Raw genomic sequence first — 13,064 nt, 5'->3', positions numbered from 1 at the left:
GATGGCGACCGACACACGCTCCGGCGACATCGAGAGCTTCGGAACGGTGAGCAAGACCGTCGGGACGGTCTTCCGATACGTCCTGCTGGCGGCGACGCTGTTCGGGATCGTCGTGCTCGGCGCCCTGCTGGTGTACGTCGCCAACGACGCCATCCAGCCGCTCACCGCCGACCCGGGCTGGCACCTCACGTTCCTCCTCACGCTCGTCCTCCCGACGCTCGGCGTCGGCGCGTACCTCTATCGACGCGACACGGACGCGCTCCGCTTCGGGGCCACGACGGTCGGGATGACCGTCGTGACGCTCATGTTCGCCGGCGGCGTCGGGATGATCTTCGTCGACATCCTCTCGCCGTTCGTCTTCCTCGCGTACGCGGTCGCGCTGGCGCTGCCGTTCGCCCTCGTGCTCGCGCTGCAACGGCGGGCACGGCGGATCCCGTTCTTCACCCGGGCGGGCGCGACGACGCTCGCGTTCTACGTCTCGCTGCTCGGCGTCCCGGGCCCCGTCGGCGCGGTTGCGGGACTTCCCACGATCGTGCCCGGAGTGCCCGCGTTGATCCAGTCGCTCCCGACGGTTCCGCTGGGCTGGATGTCCCTCACCGCGACGCTCGGACTCGGCGTCGCTGCCCTCGTCGGCGTGTACGCCGCCCGAGTTCGGGACCGGCGTGCCGGACTGTTTGCGGGGGTCGGCGCGCTGGCTGCGATCGGCGCCGCCGGCGCGGTCGGTCCCGCGTTCGGCGTCACCTCGGTCCCCGCGGTGGTGCTCGCCTCGGTCGCCGTCGTTCCGACGGCGACGTACGCGGCGGGCACCGCGGTCTCGCGGCCGGAGCGACGGATCGGGCTGCTCGTCCCCGCGGTCGTCATCGGGGGGGCCCTCGTCGGCGAGGTCGCCGTCGGCGCCCTCGGGTTCGCCGGGCCGCAGTCGTGGGTCGACTGGCAGTTCCTCACGAGCGCGCACAGCCGAACCGCCGTCGACGCCGGACTGTACCCTGCGATCGGCGGGTCCATCCTACTGATGGTCACGGTCGCGCTCCTGTCGTTCCCGCTCGGCGTCGGCGCGGCGGTGTACCTCGAGGAGTACGCCCCCGACAACCGATTCACGCGGATCATCGACGTGAACATCTCCAACCTCGCCGGCGTGCCCTCGGTCGTGTACGGGCTGCTCGGCCTGGGCGTGTTCGTCACGTACCTCGGACGGTCGACGGGGACCGTTCTCATCGGCGGCGCGACGCTCGCGCTGCTCATCCTCCCGATCGTCATCATCTCCTCGCGGGAGGCGATCCGGAGCGTCCCCAACGAGATGCGGCAGGCGTCCTACGGGATGGGGGCGACGAAGTGGCAGACCGTCCGGCGCGTCGTGCTCCCGCGGGCGTTTCCGGGGATCCTCACCGGGACGATCCTCGCGCTCGGCCGGGCGATCGGCGAGACCGCCCCGCTCATCATGATCGGGGCGCCGAGCGTCCTGTTCTCGCTGCCCACCGGCTTCACCTCGAAGGTGAGCGCCATGCCGCTACAGGTGTTCGCGTGGTCGAGCCTGTTCGCCAGCGAGGACTTCTACACCAAGGCCGTCCCCGCGGGCGTCGTGGTGCTCGTGAGCGTCCTGTTGGCGATGAACTCGATCGCGATCGTCCTGCGAAACAGGTATCAGAGTGAGCAGTAATCCACAATCATGACTGACGGACACGGACAGGCGGACGACGGAATCGAGCCCGACGGGGGGGAAGCGACGACGGAGGACCCGTCGACGGAGATGGCCATACAGACGGACGTGAGCGAGAGCGTGAACGACAGCGACTACACGCGGGAGGCGGGGACACTCGTCGAGGCGCGCGACGTGAGCGTCTACTACAACGACGACCGCGCGCTCAACGACATCACGATGGACATCCCGGAGAACCGCGTCACCGCGATGATCGGTCCCTCGGGCTGCGGCAAGTCGACGTTCCTCCGGTGTATCAACCGGATGAACGACATGATCGACGCCGCGCGCGTCGAGGGCGACCTCCTCCTGCGCGGGAAGAACGTCTACGACGACGACGTGGACCCGGTCGCGCTCCGCCGTCGCGTCGGGATGGTGTTCCAGAAGCCGAACCCGTTCCCCAAGTCGATCTACGACAACGTCGCGTACGGCCTGGAGATCCAGGGCGCCGACGGCGACTACGACGAGATCGTCGAGGAGTCGCTCAAGCGCGCGGCGCTGTGGGACGAGGTGAAGGACCAACTCGACGAGTCCGGGCTCGACCTCTCGGGCGGCCAACAGCAGCGCCTCTGTATCGCCCGGGCGATCGCGCCCGACCCGGAGGTCATCCTGATGGACGAGCCCGCCTCGGCGTTGGACCCGGTGGCGACCTCGAAGATCGAGGACCTCATCGACGACCTCGCCGAGGAGTACACGGTCGTCATCGTCACCCACAACATGCAGCAGGCGGCCCGGATCTCCGACAAGACCGCGGTGTTCCTCACCGGCGGCGAGCTGGTCGAGTTCGACGATACCGACAAGATCTTCGAGAATCCCGACTCCGAGCGCGTCGAGGACTACATCACCGGGAAGTTCGGATAGCGGCGCCCGCCGCTCCGTCCCGACGGTCGCAGTCCGTCCTTTCCCGTCCTTTTCCGTCCGCCTTCCTCCGTCCGCGCCGTCGCTCCGATCCCGACGCCGTCAGCGGTCGTCGCCGACGGCCCGCGAGCCCACCTCGATGCCGCCGCCCTCCGGCAGTCGGACGACGAGCGGCCCGCGGGCGGGGCAGCGCGCGAGCGACCGTCGAACCGTCTCCGCACCGCCGTCGCGAGTCGCCGTGACGGTGACCGCCCCCGCGGGCGGGACGGCCGTCCGCACCCGGACGGTCGCGTTCGCCGCCGGGGAGACGGTCCGATCGAGAACTCGCTCCCCGTCCGCGTCGACGGCCACGTCGACGGCGGCGTCGGCGTCGGTCGCGTTCTCGACGAGCACGTCGCGAACCAGGAGATCACACACCAGCCGCGGCGGTTCCGCGAGCAGACAGTACAGCGGGCCGTCCTCGAGCGGGCGCCAGCCGCGGCGGTCCTCGCCCGCGTCGGTCTCGACGGAGACGGCTACCTTCCCTTGTGGTACCGACAGCGGGAGCGGGACGCGCGACCCGGACGGCACGCGCAGATCGAGACCCGCGGCGCCGTCGCCGTCGGAGGCGGCGATCCGGACGCGCCCGCCGTCGCCCGGCGCGTCGACGACGAGCACGGCCGCGGCGCCCCCGCCCGAGGACGCGAGGAGGCCGCCGGTCGACCCCTCGACGAACGACGGCGCCGCCGACCCCGGGTAGGCGTCGCGGACGCTCACGCCGCCGTCGAGGTCGATCCCCAGGTCGTCGCCGCCGGGACCGGGCGCCCACTCGATCGTTCGCCGGCGGTTGTCGGCGGTGCGCACGTGGACGGTGTACGGGCGCGCGGCTCCCAACACGTCGGGGAGGACGGTCCGCCCGGCCGGGGGAACGCGGACCGTCCGGGAGAGCACGTCCGTCTCGCCGTCCTCGATCCGAAGCGTGACCCGTTCCGACCTGACGAGTCGGTTCGAGACGACCACCGAGCGCGGTCGGCCGAGGGCGTCGGCGTCGCCGGCGCCGTAGGCGGTCGGTTCGGGCGTCGGCGTCGGCGAGGCCGTCGGCGTCCCCCTGAGCCCGGGGTTGACCGTCCGGCCGTCGTCGTCGGCTCCCGTGGACGAACACCCGGCGAGCGTCGCGACGGCCCCGAGCATGAACGACCGGCGGAACACGGGATCCGTACGTGCGACACGGTCATAACGGCGGCGGCGAGGGAAGCGGGTCGTGCTCGGGACCGCTCGGGAGCGTTGGGGTCCGCTCCATACACGATCGAGCACGCGAACACAAACTCTTACGACCTGCGCCGAGGAGTCGTGCGTATGCCACGGAAACAGTATCAGGAACGCCTCGAGGAGCTCCGGGAGGACGTGCTCTACATGAGCGAGATCGTCGCCGAGCGCCTGCGCATGGGAATGGACGCGCTCGACGTGAAGGACGAGGAGCTCGCCCGCCGCGTCATCGAGGAGGACGCCGAGGTGAACCAGCTGTACCTCGAACTCGAGCAGGACTGCGTCGACCTGCTCGCGCTCCAACAGCCCGTCGCGGGCGACCTCCGGTTCATCGCGGCGACGTTCAAGATCATCACCGACCTCGAGCGGATCGGCGACCTCGCGACCAACCTCGGCGAGTACAGCCTCCAGGCCGAGCGCGACGTGTTCCCCGACGTCGACGCCCAGCGGATCGGCGAGGCGACGCTGGAGATGCTCGACGACGCCATGACCGCCTACGCCGAGGAGGACGCCGACGCCTGCTACGGGGTCGCCGAGGCCGACGACGATGTCGACCAACTGTGCGAGGACGCGAGCGCCGCGGTCATGCGGGAACTCCTCGAACGCGAGGGCGTCACCGAGGAGGACGTCGACGACATGATGGCGGACGTCTCTCGACTCCTGCTCACGATCCGGGACTTGGAGCGAGTCGGTGACCACGCGGTCAACATCGCCGCCCGGACGCTCTACATGGTCGAGAACGACGACGAACTCATCTACTGACCGGCTCCGTTGCGGGGGAGAACATGTTCCCGGGGCGGCAAAGCCGCCGGTGGGTCGAGAGACGGCGGAGCCGTCTCGCCCGTTGCCGCTTCGATACCTCAGTACGGTCGGCGGAGCAGTCGCCCGAACTCCACGGCGACCGGAACTTAACACATATATCCGACACCGAGTATCCCCGTTCACATGAAATTCTGTGACGAGTGTGGTTCGATGATGCACACGGAGGGCGACGCGTGGGCGTGTCGCTCCTGTGAGAACGAGGATCCCCGGGACTCGCGAGCGGAATCGGCGATGACGACCCAGGACGGACAGCGGGACGACGGGGCACCCGACGTGGCCGACGCGACCCAGGGGTCCACCGAGACGATGCGGGAGGCCTGTCCGGCGGACGACTGCGAGGCCGATCGAGCCCGCTACGAGATGATACCGAAGCCGGGCGGCTCCTACGAGGTTCGGCTGTTCACCTGCGTCGAGTGCGGCCACAAGTGGCGCGGGTCCTGACGGCGCCGCGGACCCCGCCGCTTCCACCGCTCACTGTACGTAGCGTTCACAGAGACGTGTCGGTACCGACAGCCTCCACGCCCACTCTGTTCGTCACCCCGGAAACCGAAGAGAATCTAGACGGAAGTCGAACGCTGTTGGAACGGAGTTCGGAGTCTTGTTGAAAAATCTACTTTTCGCCCCCGGCCGTCGAGCGAGACGGTATGGCAGATACCTCACGCCGACGGTTCCTGACGGTTGCAGGTAGCACGACGGTCGTCGCCCTCGCCGGCTGCTCGGGCCTCGGGGACGACGACACGGACTCAATGGAGGACGAGTCCATGGGGGGTGAATCGACCACGGAGAGTTCCATGGAAGAGGATTCCATGGGGAACGAGACGACCACGGAGAGTTCCATGGAGGAGGGTTCAATGGGGAACGAGACGACCACAGAGAGTTCTATGGAGGACGAGTCCATGGGGGACGAGACGACCACGGAGGGTTCTATGGAGGACGAGTCCATGGGGGACGAGACGACCACGGAGAGTGCCATGGAGGACAACTCCACGGACGACGATGGCTGACGACGTACTTCCGGTGAAGTGCCGTTCGGTTGCGATCCACATTCCTCTCGACGGGGGCGAGCGGCGGTCGCTCGCCTTCGGAGACCGAGACCCGCGGGGACGGGACCTCCGGACCGACGAATGTGAACGGAATCTAGACGGAGTTCGCAAAAGACGCTTCACACGTCGAGGCGGACAACGACCATGATCGAGGCTCTCAAGCGTCGGGGGATCTCCCCCAGCGATCTGCTGTTCGCCACACTCGCTGGACTCACCGGCGTCGCGGGCTCGTACGCGGTTGCGGGCAACACGAGGCGGTTCGTCGTGGCGCCGATCGACGCGCTGGTCGTCCGGATGACGCCCGGCGAGATCGTCGCGTTCGTGATCCAGAACGTCGGAGAGGAGGGCCACCTCCTCCATATCGTCCTCTCGTTCGCCATCGCGAGCGGGCTGCTCGGGGCGACCGCACTCGTCGGGCTGGCCGCCGGTCGACGGTTCGGTCGGTCCGTGGCGGGTGCCGCCGTGGCGGGAGCGCTCGCGTGGGGTCTCGCCGCCTCGATCACGACGCAGCCGGTGCTCGCGCTGGGTGCCGCCGTCCCCGTCGCGGTGTGGACCGCCGTCGGTACGGGACCGGGCATCACGGCCGATCCGGATCCCTCGCGACGGCGCAGCCTCCTCGCGAGCGCGGGTGCGCTGGCCTTCACCGGCGTGTCGCTCGCTGTCGGTCGATCGACCGGCGACGCCGACGCCGCCGCCGGCGGCACGACGACGAGGGACGCCGAGGTCACCACGCTCATGCAGGAGGCCGAGGAGAAGTCACTCGACATCTCCGGCGACGTCCCCGGACTCGTGAGTTCGTTCGAGGAGTTCTACAACGTCGACATCGCGGAGTTCGATCCGGATCTCTCCCCGGACGGTTGGTCGATGACCGTCACCGGCGAGGTCGGCAGCGACGTGACCGTGACGTACGACGACCTGACGGACATGCCGACCGAGCACCGCTTCGTGACGCTCCGGTGCGTCGGGGAGGGGCTGAACGGGCGGAAACTCGACACCGCGGTGTGGACCGGGACGCCGATCGCCCCGCTGCTCGAGGAGGTCGATCCCGAGGGCGAGTGCGGCTGTGTGATGCTCAGGGCCGAGGACGACTACTTCGTCCAGTTCCCGGTCGAGGCCCTCGAGGACGGCTTCCTCGCGTGGGGGATGAACGGCCGGTCGCTCCCGAGAGCCCACGGAAATCCGGTGCGCGTGTTGGTTCCGGGACACTGGGGCGAGACCAACGTCAAGTGGCTCTCCGAGATCGAACTGCTCGACGAGGAGACGGACGGCTACTGGGAACAACGGGGGTGGCACGGGACCGGCCCGGTGAACACCGTGGCCAAGCTCTGGAGCGACACGACCCTCGCGAACGGACGGATCGAGGTCGCCGGTCACGCGTACGCCGGGACGCGCGGCATCGAACGGGTCGAGGTCTCCGTCGACGGGGGCGACACCTGGCGGGACGCGGAGCTGTCGGACCCGCTTCCCGGGAACGACGTCTGGCGTCAATGGCGGTACGAGTTCGATCCCGACGGGACCCACGACGTCGTCGTGCGGGCGATCGACGGCGAGGGGACGCTCCAGCCCGAGAACCGGTCGGAGTCGTTCCCGAGCGGGGCGACCGGCTGGGTGGAGAAGACGATCGGTCGATGACCACCGAACTGATATCCGATCGTTACGAGGGCACGTACGGATGGAGAAGGCACTCTGGTATCTCCTCGTCGGCACCCGCGGCGGCGAGAACCGCGCGCGGATCATCGCCGCGATCGACGAGCGTCCGCGGAACGCCAATCGACTCGCCGAGTGCCTCGACGTCGACTACAACACAGTGAGACACCACCTCGAGATGCTACGGGAACACGACGTCATCGAAGCCGGCGGCGACGAGTACGGCAAACTGTACTTCCTGACCGATCGGTTCGAACAGCATCGCGAGGAGTTCGAGACCGTTCTGGAGGCGATGTGAATGGCCGGTTCGATGGGGCCCTGGATACTGGTCGCGACCCTCCTCTCGGTCGTGAACGCCTCCCTTCTGCTGGTGTTGACCGTCATCTGGGTCCGCAACTACCGGACGTTCGGATCGGAGATGACCGCGGGGCTGGCCGTGTTCGGCGGCACGATGATCCTCGAGAACCTCCTCGCCATCTACTTCTTCTTCAGCAGCGGGATGCTGTACGTCGACTCCCCGAGCGTTCAGCAGTCGGTGGCGACGCTCCGCGCGCTTCAGACGGTCGCGTTGGTGTTCCTCACGTACGTCACGGCGAAGTAGTCCGCCCCGTGTGCCTTCGATAGCGGATCCCCCGAAGCCCGTCGAGCGAGCGGGTCGAACGAGACCGTAGAGGGCGAGTCGAACGAGCCTTTCGGGGGCGCGCGGGCCCCGACGACCGGTCTACTGGAAGCCGATCCGCCCGCCGCGGTCGGTGCGGAGGCTGTCGGCGCCGCCGCCCTTGAACTGCTCCTCGATGTCGGCGTAGTAGCTCATGATCTCGTCGGAGATCGTCGGCCGGACCGCCTCCATCGCGTCCTCGAAGTGCCGCATGTTCACGTCCTCGGCGTCGTCGTCCTCGCGCAGCGCCTGGATGCCGGCCTCGCGGGCGATGGACTCCAGGTCGGAGCCGACGTAGCCGTCGGTACGCTCGGCCAACTCGCGCAGGCTCACGTCGGCGTTGAGCGGCGTGTCGGCGGTGTGGATCTTGAGGATCTGCTCGCGCCCCTCCTCGTCGGGCTGGCCGATCATCACGAGCCGGTCGAACCGCCCCGAACGGATGAGCGCCGGGTCGATCATGTCCGGCCGGTTCGTCGCGCCGATCACCATCACGTTCTCCATCTCCTCGAGCCCGTCGAGCTCCGTCAGGAGCTGGTTGACGACGCGCTCGGAGACGTTGTTCCCCATCTCCTGTCCCCTACTGGGGGCCAGCGAGTCGAGCTCGTCGAAGAAGATGACCGTCGGGGCCACCTGCCGGGCCTTCCGGAACGTCTGGCGGATCGCCTTCTCCGACTCCCCGACCCACTTCGACAGCAGCTGCGGCCCGCGCACCGAGATGAAGTTCGCGTTCGTCTCGTTGGCGACGGCCTTCGCCATCAGGGTCTTCCCGGTGCCGGGCGGGCCGTACAGCAGCACTCCCTTCGGGGCCTCGATGCCCATCCGCTCGAACTTCTCGGGCGTCCGCAGGGGCCACTCGACGGCCTCCTTCACCTGCTGTTGTGCGTCGTCGAGACCGCCGACGTCCTCCCACGTGACCTTCGGGAGCTCGACGAGCACCTCCCGCATCGCCGAGGGCTCCACCTCCGAGAGCGCGCCGCCGAAGTCGTCGCGCTTGACGATCATCCGGTCGATGAGGCTCGGCGGGATGTCCTCCTCGTCGAGGTCGATCTCCGGGAGGTACCGCCGCAGCGCCTTCATCGCGGCCTCCTTCGTGAGGCTCTCGATGTCGGCGCCGACGAACCCGTGCGTCTCGTCGGCCAGGCGGTCGAGGTCCACGTCGTCCGACAGCGGCATGCCGCGCGTGTGGATCTGGAGGATCTCCTTGCGGCCGACCTCGTCGGGGACGCCGATCTCGATCTCCCGGTCGAAGCGACCGGGACGCCGGAGGGCGGGGTCGACGCTGTCGACGCGGTTCGTCGCGGCGATGACGATCACCTGTCCACGTGTCTCCAGCCCGTCCATCATCGTGAGGAGCTGGGCGACGACCCGGCGCTCGACCTCGCCGGTCACGTCCTCGCGCTTGGGCGCGATCGAGTCGAGCTCGTCGATGAAGATGATGCTGGGGCTCTCGTCCTTCGCGTCCTCGAAGATCTCCCGGAGCTGTTGCTCGGACTCGCCGTAGTACTTCGAGATGATCTCGGGGCCGGCGATGGAGAAGAAGCTCGCCGAGGTCTCGTTGGCGACGGCCTTCGCCAGCAGGGTCTTGCCGGTGCCGGGTGGGCCGTGGAGCAGGACACCCTGCGGGGGCTCGATCCCCAGTTTCTTGAATATCTGGGGGTGCTTCATCGGCAGCTCGACCATCTCGCGGACGCGCTGGATCTCCGACTGGAGCCCCCCGATGTCCTCGTAGGTGATGCCGCCGCCGGTCTTCTCGAACCCGGAGATCGGCTCCTCGCGGAGTTCGACCTCGGTGTCCTCGGTGATGAGACAGACGCCATCGGGCTCGGTGTCGACGGCGATGAGCGGGATCGCCTGCCCGGGCGAGCGCATGAACGGGTGGTTCGTGCTCGACATCACGGGGACGATGTCGCGTTCGACGACCGGGCGCTTGAGGATCTGCCGCTTCACCATCCCGGCGGCGTCGGAGCCGAACTGCACCGACGCCTCCTCGGGCGGCGCGAGCGTCAGTTTCTCGGCCTTCTTCGCCTCGGCCTTCCGGATGGTGACGCGCTCGCCGATGCCGACGTCGGCGTTCTGGCGCGTGAACCCGTCGATGCGGACGGTGTCGGTGTTCCAGTCCTGCCGGTCGGCGCGCCACACCTTCGCGGCGGTGGTCTCGGCTCCCTCGATCTCGATGATGTCGCCCGGGGAGAGCTTCAGATGCAGCAGGGTGTCCGGGTCGAGACGGGCGATCCCCCTGCCGGAGTCGTTCGGGTACGCCTTCGCGACTTCGAGTTGGACTTCATTCATGATGGATTGACTGGTGTTCGTTCGAGATACGTCCGTCCGGACGGCTGTTAAGCCCTCCGCTGCGCGCCGTGGCGCCGAAACGTGGGAATTCCGGGCCGGCGTCGGGACGCAAGATGTGCTAATCTATCCCACGATACGGGTCCCGGCCTGAAAACACCACCGCCGACAGCGACCGACCCAGGGGAAACGATCGTCGGACCGAGGGCCCGACCCTCGAGTCGCCGGCGGCGGCGTGGCGGTAGCGACTTCACGCCGCGGGGCCTTCGACCGACCATGCGAACGATCGCCTTCGACGGCCGGATGGGCGCCGCCGGCGACATGATCCTCGGCGCACTCGTCGCCGCCGGAGCCGACCCCGACGTACTCGCGCCGGTGGAGGACGCTCTGCCGATCCGATACGAGTTCGACCCCACCGAGCGGAACGGCATCGCGAGCACCCGCACCCGTGTCCGACACCTCGGTAGCGACGACGATCGCGACGACGGCGACGGTCACGACCACGACCACAGTCACGATCACGACGCCCACGACGACCACGACCACAGTCACGATCACGACGCCCACGACGACCACGACCACAGTCACGATCACGACGCCCACGACGACNACGNCCACAGTCACGATCACGACGACGGCGGACAGAGTCACGACCACGACCACAACCACAACGCGGAGGGGAAGGGCCCCCAGCGCACCTACGCCGAGGTCGTCGAGGTCGTCGAGGGAATGGATCTCGCCGAGTCGGTCCGGACCGACGCGCTCGCGACGTTCGAGATCCTCGGGGAGGCGGAGTCGTCGGTCCACGGCACGGATCTGGAGGGGACGCACTTCCACGAGGTCGGCGCAGACGACGCGATCGCGGACGTGGTCGGCGCGTGCCTGCTGTTCGACGACCTCGACGCCGACCGCGTCGTGACGACCCCGCTTTCGACGGGCGACGGCGAGGTCGACTTCAGCCACGGCGTCTACCCGGTTCCGGTGCCCGCCGTCGTCGAGATCGCCGAGCGCGCCGACTGGTCGCTGCGGGGCGGCCCCGTCGACGCCGAGTTGCTCACGCCGACCGGTGCGGCGATCCTCGCGCGCTTCGCCGAGGGGGTCGAGCGGCTCCCCTCGCTTCGGATCGAGGCGTCCGGGTACGGCGCCGGCGGGTGGACGTTCCCCGATCGGCCGAACGTGCTCCGGGCGGTCGTCGGCGAGGCCGAGCGCGGCGGACTCGTCCGCGACGACGTGGCCGTGCTGGAGACCAATCTCGACGACGCCGCGCCCGAGGTGCTCGGCGGGTTGCAGGAAACGCTCGTGGACGCCGGCGCCCGCGACGTATCGATCCTCCCGACGACGATGAAGAAGTCGCGCCCCGGCCACCTCGTGAAGGTGATCTGCCGGCCCGAGGACGCCGACCGCGTCGCCCGCCGCCTCGCCGAGGAGACCGGCACGCTCGGCGTCCGCGAGGGCGGGGCGAGCCACCGGTGGATCGCCGACCGACGCTTCGAGACGGCCGAAGTCGTCCTCGGAGAGGACGGCGTCGTCCACGAGATCCCTGTGAAGATCGCCAGCGACGCCGACGGCGACGTGTACGACGTGAGCGCCGAGTACGACGACGCCGCGGCCGCCGCGCAGGAGGCCGGCGTTCCGGTGCGCGAGGCGCTCCGGCGAGCGGAGGCGATCGTTCGCGAGCGGCTGGAGAACGACGCGACGGACGGAAGGGTGGCTCGCTCGACGGACGACAGCGCGGAGCGATGAGCGACGGGAACCGCTACACCTGCGACGACTGCGGGACGGTGTTTCGGTCCTCGGAGGCGACGCGAGCCGAGACGATCGGCGATCTCGACCCGGACACGTGGCAGACGCTGTGCTGCCCGACGTGTGGGACGCGGGTGAAGACCGTGTTCGTCGGCCGGGACTGAGCCACGGCGAACCTCCTCCGGTCGACAATCGGCCGGCACGGCGCTCCGACGGCCGTCCGGAACGCCTTCGTCGACGGTCAGCCGTCCCGCTGTTCGGCGATGGCCTCCGCCATCGTCAACTCGCCGCGGGCGACCTCGCGGGCCAGCTCCTCGCTCACGGTGAGATCGCCCGCCGACCGGTCGCGGGACTCGTTCTTGATCCGTTGGATCTCCCCCGCCGTCGGCTCGACGGTGCGCGTCTCGACCGGCTCCCCCTCCATGCGGGCGATGTTGACCGCGGCGAGCACGTCGGCCATTCCCTTCCCGCCGGCGCCGCGACCGAGCGTCGGCGTCGTCCCCGACTCGTCGACGAGCTCGACGGGGACGTCCTCCAACTCGTTCACGATCCGCGCGCTCCGGAGGCGGTCCCCGTCGCCAACGCGCACAAGCGCGTCCGGCTCGTCGTCGATCGCCGCGAGCACGGTGTCGACGGCGTCGGCCAGCGGAACGTGGTACGCCGCGACCACGGTGTCGCCCGACAGCACCGCGATCCCCGGCTGCTCGCCCGGGTCGACGCCGACGACGGTTCGACCGTCGCCCCCGCGGAGCCCGCCGAGCGCCTCCTCGACGCCGTCGCGGACCGCGTCGGCGGTCGTGGTGACGTGGTCGACCGGCTCGTCGCGGAAGCTCAGCTCGTCGTGGGGTGCCGAGATGACGACCGCCGCGCGCTCGGGCAGGTCGGCGTTCGGCTCGCGGGTGGTGAACGTCGCGCCGCGTTCGCGGAGCTCGGCGACGGCGGCGTGATACAGGGCGAAATCGTCGGTGACGACTACGATCAACTCGCTCCCCCTACGGCGCTCGGCGGCTTGACGGTTCTGCCGTCGCCACCGGGGACTGATTCTCCGCAGTGATAGCTGCGGGGC

At 69.2% G+C, this 13,064-nt stretch carries 13 protein-coding genes; 10 read left to right on the top strand and 3 right to left on the bottom strand.

Going from position 1 to position 13,064, the window contains the following annotated elements; all coding sequences use genetic code 11:
• Position 1: 1 nt before the first annotated feature.
• The gene (gene pstA, locus GRX01_RS00155) at positions 2–1,657 is read left to right on the top strand and encodes a phosphate ABC transporter permease PstA (protein ID WP_159662211.1); all 1,656 of its coding nucleotides are present in this window, start codon (positions 2–4) and stop codon (positions 1,655–1,657) included.
• Positions 1,658–1,666: 9 nt separating this feature from the next.
• The gene (gene pstB, locus GRX01_RS00150; protein WP_159662209.1) at positions 1,667–2,557 is read left to right on the top strand and encodes a phosphate ABC transporter ATP-binding protein PstB; all 891 of its coding nucleotides are present in this window, start codon (positions 1,667–1,669) and stop codon (positions 2,555–2,557) included.
• Between the two features lie 99 nt (positions 2,558–2,656).
• On the opposite strand, the gene GRX01_RS00145 is transcribed toward pstB, so the two are convergent.
• Positions 2,657–3,742 (bottom strand): hypothetical protein, encoded by a 1,086-nt coding sequence (locus tag GRX01_RS00145; RefSeq protein WP_159662207.1) that lies wholly within the window; start codon positions 3,740–3,742, stop codon positions 2,657–2,659.
• A 147-nt stretch (positions 3,743–3,889) separates the two neighbouring features.
• Here GRX01_RS00145 and phoU point away from each other — a divergent pair, with 147 nt between their 5' ends.
• The 6 genes from phoU (at position 3,890) to GRX01_RS00115 (ending at position 7,912) form a co-directional block, all read left to right on the top strand.
• On the top strand, positions 3,890–4,561 hold the full coding sequence (gene phoU, locus GRX01_RS00140) for a phosphate signaling complex protein PhoU (protein WP_159662205.1): 672 nt from the start codon (positions 3,890–3,892) through the stop codon (positions 4,559–4,561).
• A 183-nt stretch (positions 4,562–4,744) separates the two neighbouring features.
• Positions 4,745–5,062, top strand: a complete 318-nt coding sequence (locus GRX01_RS00135) for an RPA12/RPB9/RPC11 RNA polymerase family protein (protein WP_159662203.1) — start codon at positions 4,745–4,747, stop codon at positions 5,060–5,062.
• Positions 5,063–5,265: 203 nt separating this feature from the next.
• Entirely contained in the window at positions 5,266–5,625 is a 360-nt protein-coding gene (locus GRX01_RS00130) for a hypothetical protein (RefSeq protein WP_159662201.1), read from the top strand.
• A gap of 183 nt (positions 5,626–5,808) precedes the next feature.
• Positions 5,809–7,296, top strand: coding sequence for a molybdopterin-dependent oxidoreductase (locus GRX01_RS00125; protein ID WP_159662199.1), 1,488 nt, complete (start codon positions 5,809–5,811; stop codon positions 7,294–7,296).
• Between the two features lie 40 nt (positions 7,297–7,336).
• A complete protein-coding gene (locus tag GRX01_RS00120; RefSeq protein ID WP_159662197.1) occupies positions 7,337–7,609 on the top strand; it encodes a winged helix-turn-helix domain-containing protein in 273 nt (90 codons plus the stop codon).
• A 12-nt stretch (positions 7,610–7,621) separates the two neighbouring features.
• A complete protein-coding gene (locus GRX01_RS00115) occupies positions 7,622–7,912 on the top strand; it encodes a hypothetical protein (protein ID WP_201289457.1) in 291 nt (96 codons plus the stop codon).
• A 120-nt stretch (positions 7,913–8,032) separates the two neighbouring features.
• On the opposite strand, the gene GRX01_RS00110 is transcribed toward GRX01_RS00115, so the two are convergent.
• The gene (locus tag GRX01_RS00110) at positions 8,033–10,258 is read right to left on the bottom strand and encodes a CDC48 family AAA ATPase (RefSeq protein WP_159662193.1); all 2,226 of its coding nucleotides are present in this window, start codon (positions 10,256–10,258) and stop codon (positions 8,033–8,035) included.
• A 273-nt stretch (positions 10,259–10,531) separates the two neighbouring features.
• Between GRX01_RS00110 and larC the strand changes: the two genes are divergently transcribed.
• On the top strand, positions 10,532–11,998 hold the full coding sequence (gene larC / locus GRX01_RS00105; RefSeq protein ID WP_159662191.1) for a nickel pincer cofactor biosynthesis protein LarC: 1,467 nt from the start codon (positions 10,532–10,534) through the stop codon (positions 11,996–11,998).
• Positions 11,995–12,162, top strand: a complete 168-nt coding sequence (locus GRX01_RS00100; RefSeq protein WP_159662189.1) for a hypothetical protein — start codon at positions 11,995–11,997, stop codon at positions 12,160–12,162. Before larC ends, GRX01_RS00100 begins: the two co-directional genes overlap by 4 nt.
• A gap of 77 nt (positions 12,163–12,239) precedes the next feature.
• Here the strand turns inward: GRX01_RS00100 and GRX01_RS00095 are convergent, their stop codons facing one another.
• Complete coding sequence (locus tag GRX01_RS00095) at positions 12,240–12,980, bottom strand: hypothetical protein (RefSeq protein WP_159662187.1); 741 nt, start codon at positions 12,978–12,980, stop codon at positions 12,240–12,242.
• Positions 12,981–13,064 lie beyond the last annotated feature (84 nt).

Origin of the sequence: Halobaculum saliterrae (assembly GCF_009831625.1) — an archaeon.
Lineage (GTDB): Archaea > Halobacteriota > Halobacteria > Halobacteriales > Haloferacaceae > Halobaculum > Halobaculum saliterrae.
This window is presented reverse-complemented; position numbering and strand designations above follow the sequence as displayed.

Bases quoted from the DNA above. Each gene is read 5' to 3' on its own strand.
- pstA (WP_159662211.1), top strand. From the start codon at position 2: ATGGCGACCGACACACGCTCCGGCGACATCGAGAGCTTCGGAACGGTG.
- pstB (WP_159662209.1), top strand. From the start codon at position 1,667: ATGACTGACGGACACGGACAGGCGGACGACGGAATCGAGCCCGACGGG.
- phoU (WP_159662205.1), top strand. From the start codon at position 3,890: ATGCCACGGAAACAGTATCAGGAACGCCTCGAGGAGCTCCGGGAGGAC.
- GRX01_RS00135 (WP_159662203.1), top strand. From the start codon at position 4,745: ATGAAATTCTGTGACGAGTGTGGTTCGATGATGCACACGGAGGGCGAC.
- GRX01_RS00130 (WP_159662201.1), top strand. From the start codon at position 5,266: ATGGCAGATACCTCACGCCGACGGTTCCTGACGGTTGCAGGTAGCACG.
- GRX01_RS00125 (WP_159662199.1), top strand. From the start codon at position 5,809: ATGATCGAGGCTCTCAAGCGTCGGGGGATCTCCCCCAGCGATCTGCTG.
- GRX01_RS00120 (WP_159662197.1), top strand. From the start codon at position 7,337: ATGGAGAAGGCACTCTGGTATCTCCTCGTCGGCACCCGCGGCGGCGAG.
- GRX01_RS00115 (WP_201289457.1), top strand. From the start codon at position 7,622: ATGGGGCCCTGGATACTGGTCGCGACCCTCCTCTCGGTCGTGAACGCC.
- GRX01_RS00110 (WP_159662193.1), bottom strand. From the start codon at position 10,258: ATGAATGAAGTCCAACTCGAAGTCGCGAAGGCGTACCCGAACGACTCC.
- GRX01_RS00100 (WP_159662189.1), top strand. From the start codon at position 11,995: ATGAGCGACGGGAACCGCTACACCTGCGACGACTGCGGGACGGTGTTT.